The organism is Paenisporosarcina sp. P4_D4, assembly GCF_056401835.1.
Genome location: NZ_JBFUIO010000012.1, coordinates 37,522 through 59,119, shown reverse-complemented (window position 1 = coordinate 59,119; position 21,598 = coordinate 37,522). Strand labels below are relative to the sequence as shown.

General features: G+C 37.6%; 22 protein-coding genes and 1 riboswitch. Of the genes, 18 read left to right on the top strand and 4 right to left on the bottom strand.

What is annotated here, in order from left to right; genetic code table 11:
* Nucleotides 1-342 precede the first annotated feature (342 nt).
* The 3 genes from AC1DSL_RS05560 to AC1DSL_RS05550 all read left to right on the top strand — a co-directional run bounded on the left by AC1DSL_RS05560 (nucleotide 343) and on the right by AC1DSL_RS05550 (nucleotide 2,857).
* The gene (locus AC1DSL_RS05560; protein ID WP_477531470.1) at nucleotides 343-1,407 is read left to right on the top strand and encodes a hypothetical protein; all 1,065 of its coding nucleotides are present in this window, start codon (nucleotides 343-345) and stop codon (nucleotides 1,405-1,407) included.
* Nucleotides 1,408-1,485: 78 nt separating this feature from the next.
* Nucleotides 1,486-1,758, top strand: coding sequence for an ArsB/NhaD family transporter (locus AC1DSL_RS05555; RefSeq protein ID WP_477531469.1), 273 nt, complete (start codon nucleotides 1,486-1,488; stop codon nucleotides 1,756-1,758).
* 433 nt (nucleotides 1,759-2,191) lie between these two features.
* A complete protein-coding gene (locus AC1DSL_RS05550; RefSeq protein ID WP_477531468.1) occupies nucleotides 2,192-2,857 on the top strand; it encodes a DUF2642 domain-containing protein in 666 nt (221 codons plus the stop codon).
* Between the two features lie 86 nt (nucleotides 2,858-2,943).
* Here the strand turns inward: AC1DSL_RS05550 and AC1DSL_RS05545 are convergent, their stop codons facing one another.
* Nucleotides 2,944-3,147 carry a YfhD family protein gene (locus tag AC1DSL_RS05545; RefSeq protein WP_477531467.1) on the bottom strand — a complete coding sequence of 68 codons (204 nt, stop codon included), beginning with the start codon at nucleotides 3,145-3,147 and terminating at the stop codon, nucleotides 2,944-2,946.
* A gap of 265 nt (nucleotides 3,148-3,412) precedes the next feature.
* Here AC1DSL_RS05545 and AC1DSL_RS05540 point away from each other — a divergent pair, with 265 nt between their 5' ends.
* The 6 genes from AC1DSL_RS05540 to AC1DSL_RS05515 all read left to right on the top strand — a co-directional run bounded on the left by AC1DSL_RS05540 (nucleotide 3,413) and on the right by AC1DSL_RS05515 (nucleotide 8,756).
* A complete protein-coding gene (locus AC1DSL_RS05540; protein WP_477531466.1) occupies nucleotides 3,413-4,366 on the top strand; it encodes a TRM11 family SAM-dependent methyltransferase in 954 nt (317 codons plus the stop codon).
* 889 nt (nucleotides 4,367-5,255) lie between these two features.
* Complete coding sequence (locus AC1DSL_RS05535) at nucleotides 5,256-6,179, top strand: NAD-dependent epimerase/dehydratase family protein (RefSeq protein ID WP_477531465.1); 924 nt, start codon at nucleotides 5,256-5,258, stop codon at nucleotides 6,177-6,179.
* A gap of 29 nt (nucleotides 6,180-6,208) precedes the next feature.
* The gene (locus AC1DSL_RS05530) at nucleotides 6,209-6,292 is read left to right on the top strand and encodes a DUF3492 domain-containing protein (RefSeq protein ID WP_477531473.1); all 84 of its coding nucleotides are present in this window, start codon (nucleotides 6,209-6,211) and stop codon (nucleotides 6,290-6,292) included.
* Nucleotides 6,293-6,704: 412 nt separating this feature from the next.
* Nucleotides 6,705-7,106 (top strand): DUF1761 domain-containing protein, encoded by a 402-nt coding sequence (locus AC1DSL_RS05525; RefSeq protein WP_477531464.1) that lies wholly within the window; start codon nucleotides 6,705-6,707, stop codon nucleotides 7,104-7,106.
* Between the two features lie 194 nt (nucleotides 7,107-7,300).
* Nucleotides 7,301-7,729: a hypothetical protein gene (locus tag AC1DSL_RS05520; protein WP_477531463.1), complete on the top strand. Its 429-nt coding sequence runs from the start codon at nucleotides 7,301-7,303 to the stop codon at nucleotides 7,727-7,729.
* A gap of 121 nt (nucleotides 7,730-7,850) precedes the next feature.
* The gene (locus tag AC1DSL_RS05515; RefSeq protein WP_477531462.1) at nucleotides 7,851-8,756 is read left to right on the top strand and encodes an HD-GYP domain-containing protein; all 906 of its coding nucleotides are present in this window, start codon (nucleotides 7,851-7,853) and stop codon (nucleotides 8,754-8,756) included.
* Between the two features lie 125 nt (nucleotides 8,757-8,881).
* Here AC1DSL_RS05515 and AC1DSL_RS05510 read toward each other — a convergent pair whose 3' ends face one another.
* The gene (locus AC1DSL_RS05510; RefSeq protein WP_477531461.1) at nucleotides 8,882-9,745 is read right to left on the bottom strand and encodes a TetR/AcrR family transcriptional regulator; all 864 of its coding nucleotides are present in this window, start codon (nucleotides 9,743-9,745) and stop codon (nucleotides 8,882-8,884) included.
* A gap of 133 nt (nucleotides 9,746-9,878) precedes the next feature.
* Here AC1DSL_RS05510 and AC1DSL_RS05505 point away from each other — a divergent pair, with 133 nt between their 5' ends.
* The 3 genes from AC1DSL_RS05505 to AC1DSL_RS05495 all read left to right on the top strand — a co-directional run bounded on the left by AC1DSL_RS05505 (nucleotide 9,879) and on the right by AC1DSL_RS05495 (nucleotide 16,138).
* Nucleotides 9,879-12,947 (top strand): efflux RND transporter permease subunit, encoded by a 3,069-nt coding sequence (locus AC1DSL_RS05505; protein ID WP_477531460.1) that lies wholly within the window; start codon nucleotides 9,879-9,881, stop codon nucleotides 12,945-12,947.
* A 177-nt stretch (nucleotides 12,948-13,124) separates the two neighbouring features.
* Complete coding sequence (locus AC1DSL_RS05500) at nucleotides 13,125-13,751, top strand: spore coat protein (RefSeq protein ID WP_016428826.1); 627 nt, start codon at nucleotides 13,125-13,127, stop codon at nucleotides 13,749-13,751.
* A gap of 273 nt (nucleotides 13,752-14,024) precedes the next feature.
* Nucleotides 14,025-14,173, top strand: a riboswitch (cyclic di-AMP (ydaO/yuaA leader).
* A 138-nt stretch (nucleotides 14,174-14,311) separates the two neighbouring features.
* A complete protein-coding gene (locus tag AC1DSL_RS05495; protein ID WP_477531459.1) occupies nucleotides 14,312-16,138 on the top strand; it encodes an APC family permease in 1,827 nt (608 codons plus the stop codon).
* Between the two features lie 83 nt (nucleotides 16,139-16,221).
* On the opposite strand, the gene AC1DSL_RS05490 is transcribed toward AC1DSL_RS05495, so the two are convergent.
* A complete protein-coding gene (locus AC1DSL_RS05490) occupies nucleotides 16,222-16,728 on the bottom strand; it encodes a cupin domain-containing protein (protein ID WP_477531458.1) in 507 nt (168 codons plus the stop codon).
* 164 nt (nucleotides 16,729-16,892) lie between these two features.
* Here AC1DSL_RS05490 and AC1DSL_RS05485 point away from each other — a divergent pair, with 164 nt between their 5' ends.
* From AC1DSL_RS05485 to AC1DSL_RS05470, 4 genes are all read left to right on the top strand, one after another.
* Nucleotides 16,893-17,828 carry an NAD(P)/FAD-dependent oxidoreductase gene (locus AC1DSL_RS05485; protein ID WP_477531457.1) on the top strand — a complete coding sequence of 312 codons (936 nt, stop codon included), beginning with the start codon at nucleotides 16,893-16,895 and terminating at the stop codon, nucleotides 17,826-17,828.
* A 199-nt stretch (nucleotides 17,829-18,027) separates the two neighbouring features.
* The gene (locus tag AC1DSL_RS05480; protein WP_477531456.1) at nucleotides 18,028-18,585 is read left to right on the top strand and encodes a 3D domain-containing protein; all 558 of its coding nucleotides are present in this window, start codon (nucleotides 18,028-18,030) and stop codon (nucleotides 18,583-18,585) included.
* A gap of 45 nt (nucleotides 18,586-18,630) precedes the next feature.
* Nucleotides 18,631-18,810: a hypothetical protein gene (locus AC1DSL_RS05475; RefSeq protein WP_477531455.1), complete on the top strand. Its 180-nt coding sequence runs from the start codon at nucleotides 18,631-18,633 to the stop codon at nucleotides 18,808-18,810.
* Between the two features lie 68 nt (nucleotides 18,811-18,878).
* A complete protein-coding gene (locus AC1DSL_RS05470) occupies nucleotides 18,879-19,601 on the top strand; it encodes an amino acid ABC transporter ATP-binding protein (protein WP_477531454.1) in 723 nt (240 codons plus the stop codon).
* Nucleotides 19,602-19,742: 141 nt separating this feature from the next.
* Here the strand turns inward: AC1DSL_RS05470 and AC1DSL_RS05465 are convergent, their stop codons facing one another.
* Nucleotides 19,743-20,141, bottom strand: coding sequence for a hypothetical protein (locus AC1DSL_RS05465; RefSeq protein ID WP_477531453.1), 399 nt, complete (start codon nucleotides 20,139-20,141; stop codon nucleotides 19,743-19,745).
* 198 nt (nucleotides 20,142-20,339) lie between these two features.
* Between AC1DSL_RS05465 and AC1DSL_RS05460 the strand changes: the two genes are divergently transcribed.
* A complete protein-coding gene (locus AC1DSL_RS05460) occupies nucleotides 20,340-20,720 on the top strand; it encodes a hypothetical protein (RefSeq protein ID WP_477531452.1) in 381 nt (126 codons plus the stop codon).
* A 3-nt stretch (nucleotides 20,721-20,723) separates the two neighbouring features.
* Nucleotides 20,724-21,515, top strand: coding sequence for an MFS transporter (locus AC1DSL_RS05455; RefSeq protein ID WP_477531451.1), 792 nt, complete (start codon nucleotides 20,724-20,726; stop codon nucleotides 21,513-21,515).
* The last annotated feature ends 83 nt before the right edge of the window (nucleotides 21,516-21,598 follow it).

The window sequence follows — 21,598 nt, the reverse complement described above, 5'->3', positions numbered from 1 at the left end:
CTGTAACTCTTCGAAGTGATGCTGAACGATATTATTTTCTTTATCAGTCCAATTTGATTCTTCAAGTAATGAAGGAATTAATTTCAGTTGATATAAAAATTGCATTTTCCACTGCGAAACCTCCAATTAAATTATGAGTATATATTCTACAATTTAGTCACCATTCCTTTGAATTAGGAACGCAATCAAAAACAGCACGATAATAATTGATTAATTCACCTATGCACAATGGAAGGAGTAGACATATACATAATCATAAACTTAATAATTTGCCCTAAATAAAATTAATGAGGCATTTTTATTTGTTTTGCAATGACAAGACAGAAGAAAGGGGAAAACGGGATGAAAGATGAGTATTTAATCTCATTAGTTGGAAGGTCAGTTCAAGTTTACAAAGGTGGTCCCGATTCAAATGTAGGCGTTTTACTGGATGTCAACGATGATTATTTAACCCTGCAAAAAGAAGATGGCGAAATTATTTATTACAAAACCGCTCACATTAAAAGTATTAAAGAAAATTCCCAGATTCGATTTAATTCTATTTTAAGAGTATATGATTCCAATTACCTAGTTAAAGCAGCCAAGTTTAATGAAGTTGCGGGTCATTTCAAAGATCAAATTATCCAGATTAATGGGAAAGGTCCAGAATCCAAGTTTGGGACACTGATTGATGTAAAGGACGACTTCTTTGTTCTTCATACTGAGCAGGACGGATTAATTTTTTACAAAGAACAACATATCAAAAGTTTTAGTCACGCTATACCCACGACCAATAACGTCGATGTAAAAGATGAGGAAGTAAAAGTAGAGGAAACGTTAACGGACGAAGCTACTGAAGATGAAGCAATCTTAAAAATGAACGAAATAAAAGATGTTTATGAACAAATTACTGCAGACAACACCAATAGTTTATTGAAAAATCTGACATACTCTTGGATTAAAATAAATAGAAAAGGTCCGGAAAGTATAGAAGGTCTATTAACCGAAGCCAATGATGAATACCTAGTAATGGTTGTTAACAACGAAATCTTCCGAATCGCTAACTATCATGTGAAAAATTTCAGTCTAAATATTAATAAACCAGAAGAGCAAAAAACTGAAGAAGAAGAAAATGCCAAACAAACTGAAGAAGAAAATGCCCAACAAACAAAGTCAAAAAAAGGCAAGGAATCAGACGGAGACCAAGAAACATCAAAAAACTCGTCAAAAAAAGGCAAGGAATCAGACGGAGACCAAGAAACATCAAAAAACTCGTCAAAAAATGGCAAGCAATCAGATGGAAACCAAGAATCATCAACCTATACAAGTTCAACCTATACAAGATTAACGTATGAAGAAGAATTGTATCTTGCGATGATGCGAAGAAATAAACGCATGAAGAGAAAAGCACAAAAAAGGAAAAAGTAATCATCCAGTCGCAGTCAATACAAATTGAACTTAATAATAAGAAATAAATGAAATTCCGTTTTAATGGGATTAATCCAAATGCATAAATATGAACTTGTTAATACATTTACAATTTTTGCACTCACAACTTTGTTCATCCTTTGGAGACCCCAGGGAATAAATGAATCCATCCCTGCACTTTGTGGAGCACTTCTACTTATTGTTGCAGGTGTGGTGCAATTTAGTGATGTTCTTGAAATATTTAGGCTGGTAAGCGGACCATCCATCACGATCATTTCGACAATTGTCATTTGTATTGTTTTGGAAAGTAAAGGAGTTTTCTGGGGGATTGCGGTTAATCTGGCTAATTAAGCAAAGGGTCAGGACTAAAACTATTCCTGTATATGATTGTGTTTTTAATGACCATCTTCTTCAATAATGTCGGAAGTATTCTGATTACCACTCCAATCATCCTACATATCGTAAACATGTCTCGGTTGAAACACATCAAAAATTGCCTAATTTATTCGCGGGAGTATTTATTGCGACGTCTGCCAGTTTGCCAATCGGTGAGAGAGTAATATAGCAAATCTAATTGGTTTAAAAATGGTTGGTTTAGATTGATTTCCTATAGAGATTTCGCTTTCGTTCCTTCCATGATTGGAATTGCGACGCTTAACTTACTTATCGATCTTCTTTTTAAGAAAGAAATACCGAAGACCAGCATTATTGGTTATTCCAGCGACTCTTTTCGTCACGTTAGTTTGTGGCTTCTCTTCATTTTATAAGTAAAGGAGTTGAATAAATGAATAGTCTCGATTCTTATATAGGTCAAATAATAGATGTTGAAGTATCCTCCAAAAAATCGATCATAGGAAAGCTTCTGGAAGTAGGTTCGGATATTATCGTCCTTTTTAACGGTCAACAGTATGTGTATTTGCCAGTCGTGCATCTTATCTCCGTAAAAAAAGTGGAAACAACGTATACTGAAGAATACATTAATAATGATATGTCACCGTTTGAAAAAGAGGAAAAGCAGCTATCCATGAAACAGATATTAACGAACGCGTCTGGTAAATTTGTAGAACTTTTTTTAACCGGAAGTCATACAGTACATGGTTATATCCGATATGTCAAAGAAGACTATATTGTGTTCGATTCGCCAGCATTTAAAACGATTTACATTCCAATCGTCCATCTTAAATGGCTAATCCCCTATATCAACCAAACCCCTTATCAAATTAAGATAGGTCAACAACTTAATTCTTCTGACGAATCATTCGCTGACACGTTTAAAGAGCAAATGAAAATGTATATCGGGAAAATAGTGCTATTTGATTTAGGAAAAGATTCCGGAAAAATCGGGATTTTGAACCAAGTCGATCCTGTTTTGGTGGAGTTGGTTACAGGGAATGGGAAAACTATTTATTTGAATATGACCCATCTCAAGTCAATGCATGAAGGAAAATAAAAACAGGCATTTGTGCCTTTTATATAGAAAAAGAAGCAGGCATCCCCTTAGGAATCCTGCTTCTTTTCATGTGAGTTGAGAAAAAACTATTTGTTATTTTTTCGTTTTTGAGCAGTTTGGCTTTGCCCTGATTGTGTGGCTTTATTAATGATTTCAGTCAATTCACGAGAGAATTCTTCTCGACCTGTTAGAGCACCATTTGTTTGCCCAGTTTTTGGTGGTGTTTTCGTTTTGTTTCGGTTGTTGTTACCTGAAGAGTTACCTGAAGAATTCTGATTGTTATTTGGCATTTGATCATGTCTCCTTTCAAGTTGGCCGTACATAGTAAGTATGGCTTGAAATGCAATTCTTCATGTATGTTCATAAAATTTTTCTAAAATAATTTTATCGATAAAAATTATTTATTTTTTATTAAGTTATCGATAAAAATAAAGAGGGATTAAAAACCGATTTATAATTATTCTTCACATTTCCGGCATAAATATTCACCAGTTGTTATACTAACAAGGTACTGCTCTTCACGAAGTAAAGGGCATGAAAAAGGATGGGAATAACTTGAATCAACTAGAACGAACAGGTGAATTTATTTATACATACGCATACACCAATGACGAAGAATCTTTATGTCATTTGGAAATGCGTTCATTTTTTGATATGGATACACATACTAAAATAATCAAAAGCTCGAATGAAATAAATCCGAGCAGAAGTCCATTTATGAAAGAACGAATAGAAGTAATTTTTGAAGGTGATGAGCTCTCGGATATTTTGAAGCAAGTGGAAGTCGTAAATATGATGGAATCCACTTTTAAAGTCATTTTTGTCAAAATCAATGACTTGGCTCTAACGGAAAAAGTGGACTACCAACAAAAGCGAGAAATCGAACGTGAAATTGGAATGATCATTGAAGGGGAAGCAGATGTTCATCACCCCGATATGACATTTGGATTAGTGCCATTCGATGGACGTTGGTATTTTGGGGAGTACCTAAAAAGTGAAGCTGTTTGGTTGCACCATTTAAAAAAACCGCGTGAGTATTCAACAGCACTTAGCACACGAGTGGCCCGTGCGGTGGCAAATATTGCCGTTCCAAAACCAGATGGGGTGAAAGCAATCGATCCGTGCTGTGGAATCGGTACTGTCCTGGTAGAAGCACTTTCAATGGGAATCGATATAGTCGGCCGCGATATTAATCCGTTGGTCGTTCTAGGATCACGTGAAAACATTGCGCATTTCGGATTAACAGGGGATGTTGACCTTGGCCCAATCGCGGAAGTGACGTCTAACTATGATGCCACCATTATTGATATGCCATACAATCTCTACACACATGCCACACCTGAGGATCAACTATCCATCCTCAAGAATGCACGGCCTTTTTCTAAGAAGCTCGTGGTCGTTACGATTGACACAATCGATCACATGATTGAAGAAGCGGGTTTTCACATCATCGACAGATGCGTAGCCAAAAAAGGCATATTTTCCAGAGAAATTTTAGTGTGCCAGTAACTTGAATTAATATAATAAAGCCTGTCCTCCAATTTAATGGGAGACAGGCTTTTTTTAAGAAGAGTTTATAGGTAACTTATACAATTCTTTATCGTGCATTTGAGCTTACATCTCCCGAAAACCACATATCTTCTAATAAAAAAACCTTCAGGAACATAATCTTGACCCTCAAAAGGACGTAACAAGCTTAAATCGTTCCAATTCAGTTACTTGTTTTGATACCTTTGCGCTTCATTAAGGACCTCTCCATTTATGAATGAGAACAAACATGTAAGAAAACCTACAATAAAAAAATCGCTATTATGATGAAGAATATTTATTTCTAAATAAAAAAAAAGACACAGCCAACATAATTAATAAAATGTAAAAAAAGCTTTGGCAAACACTTATAGTTAAGACAAATATATATCGACCAAAATCTTCGGCTTCATTTACGCTGAAGTCATGTAATTGCCAACCAAAAAAAATATTATAATAGCTTACCCATAAAAAAACAGGGATTAATAACACCCAATAAATTTTACTCATAATGAAAGTATGACCATTACGTAACATTGATTCGCACCCACTTTAAGAATATTTCACTATTATAGTTGAACGAACAGGAACTTTTTATCGAAACCCATGATTTGTTATCTAATGACTGGATTTCCTAATCCCTTACCAATATATTAATTTTTATTCGTTTTATCATAACATCGTTATGTGTAGTTGGATAGTTTTACCATATAAGGAGCCGTTCTGGTGTCTATTCAAGAAGCAGTCTTTTTCTGTAATTTTGATTGTTTTGTTAAAACATATAAAACTACTAGCTTTCTTATCGTAACTGGAATGTGACTACTATAAGTGGCATAGGATAAAACCAAACACAAAAAGAAATGGTGATGTTATGAAAGTATTGGTAACCGGTGGTGCGGGCTTTATAGGTTCTTTTATTGTAGAAGAAGTAATGAATATCGGATGGGAGCCCATTGTAGTCGATGACTTGAGCACAGGCAATTTGAGCTTTGTGCCGAAAAGTGTGCCTTTTTACAATATCGATATTCGTTCCGATACCTTGGAACAGGTTTTTCGCATGCACAATCCAGAAGTCGTCATACATCAAGCAGCACAAGTGTCTGTGGAGTTTTCAACACAACAACCTTTGACCGATTGCGAGATTAATACGTTAGGAACGTTAAATATATTGAAGCTTTGCGCAAAGTACAAGGTTTCCAAACTAGTATATGCTTCATCAGCAGCGGTATATGGCTCGGCAAAAGAGATGCCGTTGAAAGAAGAACATCGTATTTTGCCCATTTCTTTTTATGGACAGTCCAAATATTCCGCCGAGCAGTACATTCACTTATTCCATCAACTGTACGGATTGCCTTACATGATCCTTCGCTATAGCAATGTCTATGGTATGAGACAGAATATGCTTGGCGAGGCAGGTGTTGTGAGTATTTTCATCAATCAAGCCATTCGTAATACAGGGGTCACCGTTTATGGTGACGGTAGCCAGACAAGGGATTTCATTTTTGTGAAGGATGTGGCAAAAGCAAACATACAGGCAGTAGCATTTGGTGGTAGTGGAGCGTTTAATATCAGTACGAACCAGCCCATTTCGTTAAATAAACTGCTTTCCATTTTGCAAGAATCGATTCATCAGCCATTAGACATCACTTACACAGATCCTAGAGCCGGGGATATTAAGGACAGTTCTTTATCCTTCGACAAGGCAAGGGAGTTCCTGCAATGGGAACCTCGACCTAGTTTTGAAATAGGCTTGAAAGAAACAGTAGCCTATTATCAAGATCAAGTTCCCAAATAAAATTTTGTGTAAAGAAACTGGTGAAATGAATGAAAAATCTAACCGTATTGGTCACAACAGCAGGTACGTATCCTTTTCATGAAGGCGGAGTGAGTAAGTGGTGTGCACTTTAATAAAGAAAGTTCAAATTAATGGGTTGGAGTCGGTTTATTTAGAGACGGCCCCATATCGATGGAATTTGTTGGGGAAATCCACCTTTTTCATGGGCTGAAAGCGACGCTTAGACAGTTCATATGATTCAACACTTAACCTTCCTTCAGAAATATTTCATTTGAAGGTTTTTTTTTGTTGGAACAAGCGCAGGAGAAAGACAAGCTTATTCTTTAGCCGAAGATATTGCGGAAAAAAGAGGGTTTCTTCTATATAATATCCCTAAAGATTATGTGGAAGATGTGAATGATGCCTACTAAATATATGGATACCCATTATCCCATGAGATAAGATGAAAATAATGGATGCAAAAGATGAGAGCATGCAGGAATTATACTAGAAAAAATTGAATTTAGTTGTTAAAGGGGGCTCTTTATGTTGATTGATTGGAACGAATTGAATGTACTCGCAATTATTATTGGTGGTTTATTGTATATGGTGTATGGAGGCGTTTACTACTCCATTAGATTGGGTGGAGATAAACATTCTGAGAAGAAACACAATGAAATTGAAGGGCCAATGAAGTATATCTTTTCGGGGATTGTAGCTTTCATTAGCTCATTCATCATCGCTATCTTTGTACAAGCAACAGGTGCTGAAGGATTTGGACCAGGGATACTCGTAGGGTTTATGGTAGGGCTTATCATCACACTGGTATACATAAAAAATAGATTGTTTGGACTTATGACGAATCAATCTTTGATGGTAGCTATTGGAGATCATTTAGTGATTTTCACCTTATTGGGTGCATTGCACGGATTTATGTTCGGAATGTGAGCATCATGCTGTTGTTTTACTGCAAAAAGCGGGCGGATATTACAAAAAATTACAAAAACTGTAGTCAGATAAGTTTAATAGAGTTATACTAACAGAAAGATTCAAATTAGTTTGACATTATTACATAGGTAACATTTTACCAATTGTATTATGTATATACCACAAAAAACATAGTTTTGGGGAGAGAATAAGACATGAGAAAACTATTAGCAATTTTATTTGCGGTATCATTATTCTTTAGCTTAGGAACAAATGCTTCTGCAGCAGAATATGATAATTCTGTTTTGAAAGCACTTGAGCTTATCGAATCCACAAACAACGCAATCGATGTAAAGATTGAAGAAGGTGTTAAAGCAGCAGATGATCTACAAACTCAATACTTGAAGGACATTCGTAAAAGTAAAAGTGCATCTGAATTCCTTCAATTAACAAAAGCATATAATGCTAACCTTGATGTGATTATTGACGATGTATATAATGAAACACTTAAAATGTCAGCAGATACTATTGCACTATCTGCTGAAGCTGGAATAGAAGCAGAATGTTCTTGGGTTCTGGTACGCTTTGCACACCGTTTGGTTTGGATTGATCCGATTCGCGTAATTGGAATTGGTGGGCACTAAAACACCGCAATTATTATTTAATAAACCTCTATTCATTTATTTAAATATTGGTATAATTAGAAAAATGAGTTCTTTTATAGAGCTCATTTTTTTGATAAGTTTGCATAGAGGAGATTTTGGTATGAAAGGTTTTAGTATTGGGAAAAGAGGCACGTTCCTAGATAAAGTTGAATATGACAAAAATGAAATAAGCTTAATAGCAGATGGAGACGGGGTTGAAGTATTGCTTCAATCTATTGAGAAGGACAGATTGTTCTACATTTACCCGGCTGAAAATCCAGAAGTTATGGAATTTTATTTAATATTATCTGGAGAAGTTATCTGTGAACAGGATGGCGAAAGAGTTGTACTCGGCCCTCATGATTCCTTCACAGTTAAAGGAATAACTGAGCCTATTCATTTTACAGCCTTATCTGACGTTACCTTCTTATGGGTAATAACGGAGCCAACTTTTGTGCATTTAAGTAAAGAAATATCTTCTTTAATGGAGATTGTCAAACAGGTTGAATTAATGGATCGACATACATATATGCATAGTGATCGAGTTGCTACTTATGCATTAAAAATAGCTAGAAAATTTAAATTAAATGAAGAACAATTGGAGAATCTTGCAACGGCCTCTTTTTTACATGACATTGGAAAAATTCATATTCCAAAAGATATATTGAATAAACCCGATAAACTGACTTCTGAAGAATATGAAGTGATAAAAAAACATCCATCCGATGGGGCAGAGATGATAAAAGGCAGCGTTTACGAAGATATTGCGCCTATTATTGAGCAACACCATGAACGTTTAAACGGAAGCGGCTATCCAAAGGGATTGAAAGATGATGAAATACTCCTCGAAGCTCGCATTATTGCTGTCAGTGATACATTCGATGCAATGACGGAAGACCGTGCGTATCGTAAAGCGTTCAGTGCTCAATACGCTCTGGAAGAATTGAAAAAACTATCGGTCACTCACTATGATAAAGAAGTAGTAGATAAATTTGAACTGGTGTTAAAAGAAGATGGCATTGTATAAAAAATGATGTGTATGTATAGCTAGCCATCAATCTATAGAGGTAACAAATCAGACTTGTCATAAACGACAAGTCTTTTTTGTTCTTCGCATGTATTTGAAGAATAGAGTGGTAGGGTGTTGAATTTTCAATCAGTTTGATTCGTTACGTAAGTCATCAACTTTTGCTGCAATGTAAGCATATCCTTATCCTCTGCCAAATTAGCTAACATTCCTTTAATGACAGGGGTTCGGGGCTTGTCTTTTTTTAGTTCTTCAGCAATTACATCCAGCGTGACGAGTATATCATTATCGATTGTGCTGTTCCTACACTCAAGGATTTCCTGAAGGAGGACTTGTTTGGGCGGATTTTGAGATACATTTTGCAATAAATTCTTATCTAACATAGGAAGACTTAAAAAAGGTTGTGGTTGTTTGGATATAAGGGACGACACTAGATCATCTATTCGTTCTTGGATAAAAACAGATAATTCATTGGTATCCAATTGTTGACGATGAGTCAGGATGATTTCGATATAGCCATGAATGAGCCCTTTTACCATGACGATTAGATCTGCAACATACGGTTGAACATCTTTACCATAAGCCTCCACAAAAATTTTGTGCAAAATCGTATGATGTTGTTCCTGCATGGAAGCTAACAGCTCTTTCATATCTTTGTTCAAAGGATTTGTCTGTTCTCGAATTTGCATCAAGATAAAGTCTGCATGGCGTTCAATTTCTTCAAATTGTATGACTAATAACTGATGGAATTTTTCTTTGGGAGAAACTCGTTGTATGGTGTCAAGCTCTGTAAATCTTTTCGATATTTTACTGAAAAAATATTCAAAAATCGAAACAAGCAATTCATCTTTGGATTTAAAAGATAAGTAAAAAGAACCTTTGGAGATACCACAAGCATCGGTAATTTCTTGAATGGATGTTGATTCAAATCCTTTTGAGGCGAATAAGTGATGAGCCTTTTCAATGATTAATTGTTTCTTATTTGTCATATCTAAGCTCCTTTTCCGAAAAAACGATGTAAAATTATAGGTTAATAGTTGACCTTTGAATGACCAGTCAGTAGTATTATGATTGATTATGACCGGTTGGTCAAATAAAGCAGGGTGGAAGTGAACTGACACAATGAACCACATCATTAATTTTGTGTTGAAGAACAAATTTGCAGTATGGTTAATGACCATTGTTATAATAGTAGCCGGCTTAACAGCAGGGTTACAAATGAAACTTGAAACAATCCCGGATATCACGGTTCCTGTAGTTACGGCAACGACTATTTATCCAGGTGCGACTCCTGACCAGGTAGTCAATGAACTGTCAGAACCGTATGAAAAAGCAGTGCGAAATTTAGAAGGCGTTAAGATGGTCATGTCTTCTTCTTATCAGAATGCATCCTCACTCCAAATTGAGTTTGAATTTGGAACAGATATGAAAGAAGCAGAAGCAGAAGTAGCTGCGGCTCTTAAAAATATTCCACTTCCAACAGGTGCACAAGAGCCTAAAGTCGCGCGTATAAGCATCAATGCATTTCCTATCGCTGCGATTAGTGTTTCAAGTGAACAAGATACACTTGCTGAACTTACGGAGAATGTAGAAACGAATCTCGTGCCTACACTCGAAGGAATTGAAGGTGTGTCTTCCGTCGCTGTCACTGGTCAGCACCTAAATGAAGTCAGCTTTAGATTCAATCAAGATAAGTTAGCTCAATATGGACTGACTGAAGAGATGGTAAAAGGGATCGTAAAAGGCTCTGACATTACATTCCCGTTAGGGTTATTCCCATTTGAAGGGAAAGAACAATCTGTCGTTGTTGACGGAGATATTACAACGATTGATGACCTGAAAAAAATTCAAATTCCGGTTGTCCCAACCAGTCCAGATACAGCCTCTTCTAAACCTTCAATGGTGGCATTAAGCGAAGTGGCGGAGATTGAACTCGTTGGAAAAGCGGAATCAATTTCTCGTACCAATGGTCAAGATTCGATTGCTGTTCAAGTTGTAAAGTCTCAAGGGGCAAATACGGTTGATGTTGTCAATTTAATGAAAGAAGAAGTAAAGGCGTTTGAAAAGGAAAATGCTGACTCCGAAATCATTTTTACATTTGACCAAGGGGAACCAATCGAGAAATCAGTAGAAACGATGCTGAGCAAGGCATTATTTGGTGCTGGTTTTGCTGTATTGATCATTTTACTATTCCTAAGAAATATCCGTTCAACCCTAATCGCAATTTTATCCATTCCATTATCATTGTTAATCGCAGTATTACTGATTAAACAAATGGATATCACATTAAACATGATGACTTTAGGAGCTCTAACCGTCGCTATTGGGCGAGTAATTGATGATTCAATCGTTGTCGTCGAAAACATTTATCGAAGAATGGCATCCCCGACAGAGCAGTTAAAAGGGAAGACTTTAATTCGAGAAGCAACAAAAGAAATGTTTGTGCCAATCCTATCGTCAACACTTGTAACAATTGCCGTATTTTTACCAATTGGTTTGGTAGGAGGAATGGTGGGCGAATTATTCTTACCATTCGCATTAACAATTGTATTTGCGCTACTGGCTTCACTATTAGTTGCCATTACGCTCGTACCGATGTTATCCCATTCGCTATTTAAAAAAGGATTAGGCGACAAACATATACATGATCCTGAGAAACCAGGAAAAATAGCTGGTGTTTACCGTTCAATTCTTAATTGGACACTAAATCATAAACTGATTACCACAGTACTGGCAATTGTACTTTTCGTCGGCAGCTTAGCTTTAGTTCCATTAGTCGGAACAAGTTTCATGCCTGAAGAAGATGAAAAAATGATGTATATTACGTATACACCTAAACCAGGTGAAACGAGAGAAGATGTAGATGAAACAGTTACAGAAATCGAGTCGTTCTTCATTGATCGTAAAGATGTAGAAAGTGTTCAAGTTTCAATCGGTGGGGAAAATCCAATGATGCCTGGACAAAATAATGGGGCATTAATGTATGTTATTTATGATAATGACACACCAGAGTTTTCGTTAGAAAAAGAAGAAGCAATGAAAGAAGTTCAAAATTTTAACTTTGCAGGGGAATGGAAATCTCAAGACTTTGCAACAAGTGGCAGTAGTAATGAAATTAGCTACTATGTATACGGTAAAGATTTGAAAATGATTGAACCTGTTATTCGTGACATAGAAGAAATTTTAAATGAAAGTAAAAATATAAATAACGTAGGGTCAACGCTTGCAGAGTCTTATGAAGAACATACTTTAGTGGCAGACCAAGCGAAACTTGCTCAATTCGGATTAACGACCGCTCAAGTAGGGATGGCGCTCAATCCAAATGTACAGCGTGAAGTGCTGGCAACGATTGAACAAGATGGCGAGAAGTTTGAAGTGTTCATTGATTCTACAAAAGAAAAACCGGAGTCATTGGAAGAGTTATTAAATAGAACAATTCCTTCTCCACTTGGCATGCAAGTACCTGTTAAAGATGTTGTGACAGTGAATGATGGTAAAACATCTGATACTGTTACAAGAAGAGATGGACAGATTTATGCAAGTGTGAAGGGTAAAATAACGACCGATGATGTCTCAAAAGAATCAAAAGAGGTTCAAGAGAAAGTCGATCAACTAGAACTTCCAGCGAATGTGAGTATTGAAACAGCAGGAGTAACAGCTGATATGCAAGAGTCGTTTACACAGCTTGGTTTGGCTATGTTAGCGGCAATTGCCATCGTGTACCTTATTCTGGTTATCACATTTGGAGGAGCGGTTGCACCGTTTGCTATCTTGTTCTCGTTACCATTCACAATCAGTGGAGCTTTAATTGCCTTGCTAATCGCAGGCGAAACAATCAGTATTTCCACGATGCTTGGAGCTCTTATGCTCATTGGTATCGTTGTAACGAATGCAATTGTATTGATTGATCGGGTTATTCATAAAGAAAAAGAAGGCTTAAGTACACGCGATGCTATCTTGGAAGCCGGCGTAACGAGATTACGACCAATTCTGATGACGGCAATTGCAACTATCGGCGCATTGATTCCATTGGCGATTGGAGCTGAAGGTAGCGGGTTGATTTCCAAAGGATTGGGTGTAACGGTTATTGGCGGTCTTACCAGTTCAACTTTATTGACTTTAATTATTGTACCTGTAGTTTATGAATTCTTAGGGAAGTTCCGTAAAAGAAAACTAACCGAAGAAGAATAAAAAAATATAGATCGAAAACGTGCAGTGGATTAATTAATCCTTCTGCACGTTTTTTATTACAGTATTCGAAAAAATTCAGTTTTTATGTGTCATAGTCCACTCATTTTGAATAAAAACTCCTTTTCGATGCACACTAATTCTGATGCACATTAAATGAAACAAGGAGGAAATTGATAAATGACTCAAAATCCACAAGGTCAAATGCACGAAAATATGCATACAGGTCCAGTGCCACCACAAATGAATCATGGTGGTCACGAACTGTTTGATGTTCATGAAGTATTATCTGCTTCTGTTGCGGGATTAAACCAATTCACTTTATTACGCCCTCATATTCAAGATCAGGAATTATTAACGATGTTGGATAGACAATTCAGCTTCATGCAAGAGGAATACAACATTACAGCAGAATGTTTTAAAACAGGTATGGACCCGTCTAAAACAACTCAAAAATACATGATGAAACAAGATAATGATTTCATTTTTGGTTTAAAACCTTCGCAACCGAAGAAACCGATTCAATCTGGTGCAGAGTTAACAGATGAAATTATCTCAGGCTTCATGCTGGGTGTGCACAAATCAGGTGCCTCTCTAAAAGCAATGTCTGCCTTAGAAACCACTAACCCCGTAGTTCGTCGAGTACTTGCAGACTCGGTGCCGAACTGTATTGAAATGGCATATGAAGCTTCCATTTATCAAAACAAACACCATTATTACCAAGTGCCACAACTTGCACAACAAGACACGATGGCCATTGTGAATTCGTATGCACCATCGTCTATCCAACACGCGGGAACTCATTAATAAGATTAAAAAGATGGACCAGATCAAAGTATCTGGTCCTTTTTTTATTGGGTCTTTTAAAACATAATGCATAACGTTGTTTGTCATACGCTTGTGCTTGTCCTATATTCCGTATAGGCCAATAAAATTTTGTTATTTAAAGTAATAATGGACGATTGTTGCATGAGTATATTTTTTAAACGCATAAACTAACAAAATTAAGACATTTTATAAAGCTATAAAATTTATATTTACAAGTTGTTTATATGGGAGTACTATAATCTTCAGTTTCATATTTCTAAATCGCTTAATCCATTTGGAACGGGGAACCCATTATTGTGGCTTCTCTTTGCCGCTTGGGGTGAATCCTACTATTGTAGGTAGGGCTACTCTTTTAGCCCAAACCCGACAGCTAACTCCGTAAGCGTTATGAGAGAGAAATACGAACTAGTGAGAATGTTATTAAGCCCACTAGGCCCTTTCCCTATGCCTAGCGGGCTTTTTTGTTGTTCTTTTACAGGAATTTGCAGTGCATCTAAGGCTGTCCAAACGGCGGCTCATCAAAGAAAGAAGTGGAAAACATGTTGTCGGCAGTAAAAAGATTTTTAATCGGTCGTCCATTAAAATCATCGGAGTTAGGTGAACAAAAGCTTAACAAAACAAAAGCTTTAGCCATCCTTTCTTCAGACGCATTATCTTCTGTAGCATATGGACCGGAACAGATTTTGATTGTATTGGCTTCGGTAGGGGCAATCGCGTTTTGGTATTCGATTCCAATTGCAGTAGGTGTCCTTGTTCTGTTAATGGCACTTATTTTATCATATAGACAGATTATTTTTGCTTATCCACGTGGTGGTGGCGCATATGTTGTGGCGAAAGAGAATCTTGGTGAAAATGCAGGGTTAATTGCGGGCGGCTCGCTGTTGGTGGATTATATCCTGACGGTAGCAGTTAGTGTTTCGGCAGGCACCGATGCCATTACTTCCGCAATCCCAAGCCTTCACGATCATAATGTGGCCATTGCCAGTGTACTCGTTATATTTGTTACCATCTTGAATTTAAGAGGTATTACCGAATCGGCGTCCATTCTCGCGTATCCAGTCTATTTGTTTGTTATTGCTTTGTTTGTTCTGATTGGAGTAGGTCTTTTCAACATTATCACAGGGAATGTGTCACCTGATTTGCATACACCGCTCGGTACACCTGTTGCGGGTCTCACTTTATTCCTATTGCTCAGAGCATTCGCATCCGGAAGTTCTGCATTAACCGGGGTTGAAGCCATTTCGAACTCAATTCCAAACTTTAAAAACCCTGCTGCAAAAAACGCAGCAAAAACCCTAGTGATGATGGGTTCATTGCTCGCTTTGTTATTCACCGGAATCGTCTTTCTGGCTTATTTCTATGGAATTTCACCCAAGGTGGAGGAAACTGTGATTTCACAAATGGCTTCCGAGATTTTTGGGCGAAACTATATGTATTATTTCGTTCAGGGAACGACGGCCTTGATTCTTGTACTGGCAGCTAATACAGGATATTCAGCTTTTCCGCTTTTGGCATTCAGCCTGTCGAATGATAAATACATTCCAAGTATGTTCAAAATGAGAGGCGATCGATTGGGCTATTCCAATGGGATTATCACACTTGGAATCACTTCAATCCTTCTCATCATTGTTTTCCAAGGACAAACGGAACAACTTATCCCGCTTTATGCAGTCGGAGTATTTATACCATTTACGTTATCCCAGACAGGGATGCTCGTTAAATGGATGAGGGAAAAGCCAAAGGGTTGGATGGTCAAACTAATCACTAACTTTGTCGGAGCATTTATCAGCTTTGCGGTCATGATGATTTTCTTCATCACCAAATTCGGACAGGTTTGGGCGGTTCTAATCTTTTTGCCTCTGCTCGTTTTTGTCTTCCATAAGATAAAACAACATTATCTATCTGTTGGTGAACAGTTAAGTATTTCTACTTGTGAACCTGCAATGCCAATAGAAGGAAATGTCATTATTGTGCCGGTTGCAGGAATCACGCATGTAGTTGAAAACTCATTAAACTATGCCAAATCACTTAATCCAACACAAATCATTGCCGTATATGTATCTTTTGAGAGAAAAGATGAACACATTTTCCAAGAGAAGTGGAAAAAATTCCAGCCTGATGTTCGGCTAGTGACTTTGCATTCACAATATAGAAGCATAACTCAACCATTGGCGAAATTTATTAGTACGGTGGAATATAAAGCAAATGAATCGAACCATCGTGTAACCGTATTGATTCCACAATTTATTCCGAAAAAAGGGTGGCATAATACCCTTCACAATCAGTCAAGTTTATTAATCAGATCCATCCTGCTTTACCGAAGAGATGTAGTTGTTACGACCGTTCCTTATCGTTTTAAAAAGTAATATAGATAACTACTACGAATAAAAGCATTCATCACATGAATTTCGCGTGATGAATGCTTTTTTAGGTTGCTCCAAGTTCTTAGCTATTCTTGTATCCATCGATCAAGTACTGGCCCACGACCCCCGTACACGGGATCCATGGAAGGGGCTTTAACTTGCTTAATTTCATCTAAGACTCGAGGTCTTTCATTGTGTTCACCGGTTTTAAGGTTGTATCCATTGCCATCTGCGTAAGCACCGACAACTTCAAAATCTTTACTACCCTTTAACTTTTTATGTCCTGTACCCGCGGGCAAAACGAGGACATCACCGGTTCTGACTTCAACCGTTTTCCCATATTTGCCTCCTATTCTTAATGTTGCCGAACCAGCGCGAACCCCTAATACTTCATGAGCATTGCTATGATAATGATGATAGTCAAAGACACCATCAATCCAGCTGTTTCTCCAATTATTCAATCTAAATGTAGGTTCGATTTCATTTGGATGATGCTTGAATACACCGGGATATAAAATAACCGGTAATTGTGGATTATTTGGAATCGTGCCATCATCTTCAAACGTAAATAATTGATAAGTAGAATTAATCACACATACCCCTCCCTTAGTTTGCTGTTAATAGGATAAGTACCCGTTTAGATAAAAAGTAATCTTTCGGTTTGATTAAACCAAAAGAAGGAAAGATTAATGTTATTAATGGAAGTTTACAAATAAATGGACCTTTAAACAAGATTTGTTAGGAGGAAAGAAATAGAATGATAGATTGCACAGTAGTTGGGGGAGGTCCAGCAGGTTTAAATGCCACTTTGGTGTTAGGAAGGGCTAGAAGAAATGTAGTGTTGGTTGACAGTGATGAGGCACGCAATAAAGTAACGGACGCCTCGCATGGCTTTATAACAAGAGACGGCGTAAAACCGGCAGAATTCAGAGCACTTGCCCATCAGGAGTTCAGTCGCTACCCGACAATCCAGACATTGAGAGACAAAGTTGTAGAAATTGCGAAAGAGAAGGATGGGTTTTTAGTTAAAACTGAAATGAAGAAACAGTGGAAAACACGAAAAGTCATTCTGGCTACTGGTGTAAAAGAGAAGTTTCCGAACATCCCAAACCTCCGGAACTTTTATGGTAAAAGTATCTTTAACTGCCCATATTGTGATGGTTGGGAATTGCGAGATCAACCACTCGCATTATTTGGCATAATTGACTACACCCTTCACACAGCTGAAATATTACGCAATTGGTCTCAAGATCTTGTGATATTTACGAATGGTCAAGAGATGACGAAGAGTCAATTGAATGAAATTAAAAAGACTGAGCTCCAAGTAGAAACAAGTCCTATACGACTTCTTATTGGAATAGAAGGAAAGCTCCAAAAAATCGAGCTTGAAAATGGACGAGTCATAGCACGAATGGGTGGATTTGTGACACCGGAGCTTGTACAAGCATGTGAATTAGGAACTCGTCTAGGTGTTAAATTAAACAATACAGGAGGCCATTATTCGGACGAGGTAGGAAAAACTAAAGTGCATGGTTTATTTGTGGCAGGAGAAGCTTCAAATGTCTATCCTGCACAACTGATCATAGCCGCTGCAAGTGGTGCCGAGACTGCGATGGCGGTCAATGTGGAATTAATTCATGAAGGAATATTGGGAAGTAAAAAAGAAGATTTTATCACTCCTGAAGACTTATGACGGGAGTTTTTTTTTACGTCATTTTTCGATGAGAATAGACAAATATACCTACTTATTTTTTATTTTGAAAATTCTTTTGTTTCGCATTAGTAATATAAACACCCTCAAATTGTAAAGAAACATCCTATGTTTTGTCATGAATCTGTAATGTTTAAATGTTATTTTTATTTCTACAAACGAGAAATAAAGGAGAAACAACTTGAAAAAATTTAGTTTCGTGTTAAGTTTTGTATTAATGTTCCTCTTCGCATTTGCCAATGATTCAGAAGCAGCTGCTTCTTCGCACACGGTTAAAAAAGGTGACACATTATATAAAATTTCCAAACATTATAATGTTAAAGTTTCTACCATCAAATCCTTAAATGGTTTAAAGTCCGACATGATTAAGCCGAATCAAAAACTTAAATTAACCGGCACTAAAACTGCTGCTAAAAAATCTACACCATCTCGATCGAATGCCAATGTGGTAAAAGAATTTATGGTATCGACAACTGCTTACACAGCAAATTGTCGAGGATGTTCTGGCATAACAGCGACGGGAATTAATTTGAAAAAGAATCCAAACTTAAAAGTAATTTCTGTTGATCCACACGTCATCAAACTTGGAACAAAAGTATACGTAGAAGGCTACGGATACGCTGTCGCAGGTGATACAGGAAGTGCAATAAAAGGAAATAAGATTGATTTGTTTATGCCTAACCAGACAAGTGCATTAAAATGGGGACGTAAAACAGTCAAAATCAAAATTCTAAAATAACCTTAGCATTAAAGCTCACTTGCCAATTACGGCGGGTGAGCTTTTTTGAAACGCTCCATTCCACCTCTTGGAAATCAGTTCATCATCACCTTGAAAGACTCTTCATTGGTCTATATTGTCAGTGTGCCAGAACTGTTCGCCATGGCTAACCGAGAAGCGGCGCAGTCCTATCAATCTCTGGAAACCTTTTTAGTGGTTGGGGTATACTACCTAGGTTGGTTATGATCTTCACTTATTTACTAAAACTGTATGAAAATAAACTGAATGTCGACAAATAAGAAGGAGGGGATTAAATGTTAAACGGAACAAATATCCATAAATCGTTCGGCGATTTGGAAGTGTTGAAAGGCATTGATCTGGAAGTCGCTCCTTCGGAAGTGGTCGTCCTGGTCGGGGTCAGTGGATCCGGTAAAAGTACGCTTTTACGTTGCTTCAATTTTTTGGAACGAATTAATAAAGGGACCATCGAGGTGGATGGACAAGTGGTGGATCCCAAGAAACATAAATTATCAAATATCCGTGCAGAAGTAGGCATGGTATTCCAACATTTCAACCTCTTCCCGCATATGACGGTGCTTGAAAATATCATTGAAGCACCAATGATCGTGAAGAAGATGAAAAAAGAAAACGCGGTTACCTTGGCAAAGGGCTTACTTGAAAAAGTAGGCTTGGCTGACAAGGCAGATGTCTATCCGAGCAAATTATCCGGTGGACAAAAGCAACGTGTCGCAATAGCACGTTCACTTGCAATGGAACCGAAAGTTCTTCTGTTTGATGAACCAACATCTGCGCTTGATCCGGAGCTTGTTGGAGAAGTACTGAGTGTTATGCAGCAACTCGCACAAGAAGGCATGACGATGGTTGTGGTGACACATGAAATGAAGTTTGCACGTGAAGTTGCAGACCGTGTCATCATGCTGGATGAAGGCCGAATTATTGAGTCTGCGGATCCAGTTACTTTCTTTGAAAATCCAAGTCATGAACGTACGAAACAATTTATTCAACTAGTCGATTAAAAGGGAAAACCCCGATGGTCAGCATAAACTGACCATCGGGGTTTTTGTGTGGGGAAAAAAAGAGGAGTATTCTGTACAGTAATTCGTCTGACTGTCGACCCCACTATTGGACTTTACATCAGAACGAATAAAACTTTTGAATTATCGGCGACAACCACATGGGTTTCCACCGCAACCACATCGGCGTCCACCGTATGGGTTCATTCCACCATAAGGGTTTCCACCGTATGGGTTCATTCCACCATTAGGGTTTCCTCCGTAAGGCGATTGGCTTGGAGAAACAACAACGTTCTGATTAATCTCCCGGTAGTAAGTTCTAGGAACGTCAACGATGTGCTGTCTGTTGATATTAATTAATGGTTGAATATAAGGAACTTCACGTTTTACGTAAGAGTCCGTATAGCGGCATAAAGGCGGACATACAATTGGTTGAACACCTGGTTGATAACCTGGTTGTGCGCCTTGTTGAACACCTTGAACACCTCGTGGCCCATAGTTTGATCCTGGTCCATAGTTTGATCCTGGCATATTGCGATTCATAATGAATTCACCTCCATTCTATCTCTTTTAATAGATGCAATTTTGTTCCTTTTGGAAACGGCGTTCAAAACATTTCTTGCAGAGAGATTTTTATTTCTGTAAAATTATTGGAAATAGTATGAATCGGGAAAGGGTGCGACGAGTGTAAGACTCCTTCTTTCAATCTAATAAACTGAATAGAGTGAAGGAGAGATTCATGTGAACGACCGTCGTTCTTTTTATTTTCTATGGGTAAGTCAGATGATGTCCAATTGTGGGGATGTCCTTTATATTGTGGGACTGATACAACTGGTTTATGTCTCGAGTGGTTCTGTATTAACACTGACACTTATTCCATTAACCATTACTTTTTCACGGCTGGTTGGGAGTTTTCTGACACCACTTCTTTTGCATCGGTTTCCTTTACGTCAAATATTACTTTTTTCGATGGTCGGGAAAATCATTGTCTTAAGTGGCGTTTTTTTATGCAAAGAAGAAAGTATCCTATGGATTCTTATTTTGGTCAGTGTCATCGCCTTCCTGGATGGGTGGGCAACGCCGATCCGACAAGCCATGCTGCCTGAATTGGTAGGGAAATAGGAATTGCCTAAGGCTAATAGTTTAGTAGCCATTTCCGATAACACAATCAATCTGGTAAGTTGGCCGATTGGCGCATTTTTTGTCGCTCTTTATAGTGGGGGAACTCTTTTACTTGTTTCCATCGGGTTATATATATTCGCATGGATGCTCACATACGGAATTAAAGCGATACCCCATATCAAGAAGGATGTACAATCTGTATTTCAACAACTTTCTGGAGGATGGAAGTATTGCTTTTCCACAAAGCCTATTCGTAATATACTGCTGCTAGATACATTGACAGCATTTGCAGGAGCGGTCTGGATTTCCGCCATTCTGTATGTTTATGTTGACGAAGTAATTGAGAAAAGCACTGCCTGGTGGGGGTATATAAATGCATTTTATTCAGGTGGCTTTTTGATTGGTGGGTATTTGTTTGCCAAATTAATGAAGATTCCTGCACATCTGATGATAGGAGCGGGTTGTTTCCTTGCAAGCCTATTAACAGTGTGGTTTCTGTTTCCATTTTATGCTTGGATGGCGCTGGTCATTTCACTGTTCCTTGGCGTCTTTGGTCAATTACAGCTGATTGCCCAATTGACTGCATTGCAAACGCATACAGATACAGATCAACTTGGTCATGTATTTTCAGTTCAATCTGTTTTGGTGACTGGTGCATTTGGAATCGCGACTTTTATTTTCGGTTTGATAGCCGAATGGTTTGGAATAAATCACGCATTTTATCTTTCCGCAGTTGTAATGGTAGTTTCAGGATTGTTTACAATTAAGCAGAGAAAAACATTCTATTACGCCTAATCATTTAAGCACATGTAGTGTCTATCACTTCATGTGCTTTTTATTTTGAAGTAAATTACTCTAAATTCAGCACATTGAAATGT

Bases quoted from the DNA above. Each gene is read 5' to 3' on its own strand.
- AC1DSL_RS05560 (WP_477531470.1), top strand. From the start codon at position 343: ATGAAAGATGAGTATTTAATCTCATTAGTTGGAAGGTCAGTTCAAGTT.
- AC1DSL_RS05485 (WP_477531457.1), top strand. From the start codon at position 16,893: ATGATAGATTGCACAGTAGTTGGGGGAGGTCCAGCAGGTTTAAATGCC.
- AC1DSL_RS05515 (WP_477531462.1), top strand. From the start codon at position 7,851: ATGAAAGGTTTTAGTATTGGGAAAAGAGGCACGTTCCTAGATAAAGTT.
- AC1DSL_RS05495 (WP_477531459.1), top strand. From the start codon at position 14,312: ATGTTGTCGGCAGTAAAAAGATTTTTAATCGGTCGTCCATTAAAATCA.
- AC1DSL_RS05535 (WP_477531465.1), top strand. From the start codon at position 5,256: ATGAAAGTATTGGTAACCGGTGGTGCGGGCTTTATAGGTTCTTTTATT.
- AC1DSL_RS05505 (WP_477531460.1), top strand. From the start codon at position 9,879: ATGAACCACATCATTAATTTTGTGTTGAAGAACAAATTTGCAGTATGG.
- AC1DSL_RS05510 (WP_477531461.1), bottom strand. From the start codon at position 9,745: ATGACAAATAAGAAACAATTAATCATTGAAAAGGCTCATCACTTATTC.
- AC1DSL_RS05545 (WP_477531467.1), bottom strand. From the start codon at position 3,147: ATGCCAAATAACAATCAGAATTCTTCAGGTAACTCTTCAGGTAACAAC.
- AC1DSL_RS05550 (WP_477531468.1), top strand. From the start codon at position 2,192: ATGAATAGTCTCGATTCTTATATAGGTCAAATAATAGATGTTGAAGTA.
- AC1DSL_RS05520 (WP_477531463.1), top strand. From the start codon at position 7,301: ATGAGAAAACTATTAGCAATTTTATTTGCGGTATCATTATTCTTTAGC.
- AC1DSL_RS05465 (WP_477531453.1), bottom strand. From the start codon at position 20,141: ATGAATCGCAATATGCCAGGATCAAACTATGGACCAGGATCAAACTAT.
- AC1DSL_RS05470 (WP_477531454.1), top strand. From the start codon at position 18,879: ATGTTAAACGGAACAAATATCCATAAATCGTTCGGCGATTTGGAAGTG.
- AC1DSL_RS05500 (WP_016428826.1), top strand. From the start codon at position 13,125: ATGACTCAAAATCCACAAGGTCAAATGCACGAAAATATGCATACAGGT.
- AC1DSL_RS05555 (WP_477531469.1), top strand. From the start codon at position 1,486: ATGCATAAATATGAACTTGTTAATACATTTACAATTTTTGCACTCACA.
- AC1DSL_RS05530 (WP_477531473.1), top strand. From the start codon at position 6,209: ATGAAAAATCTAACCGTATTGGTCACAACAGCAGGTACGTATCCTTTT.
- AC1DSL_RS05525 (WP_477531464.1), top strand. From the start codon at position 6,705: ATGTTGATTGATTGGAACGAATTGAATGTACTCGCAATTATTATTGGT.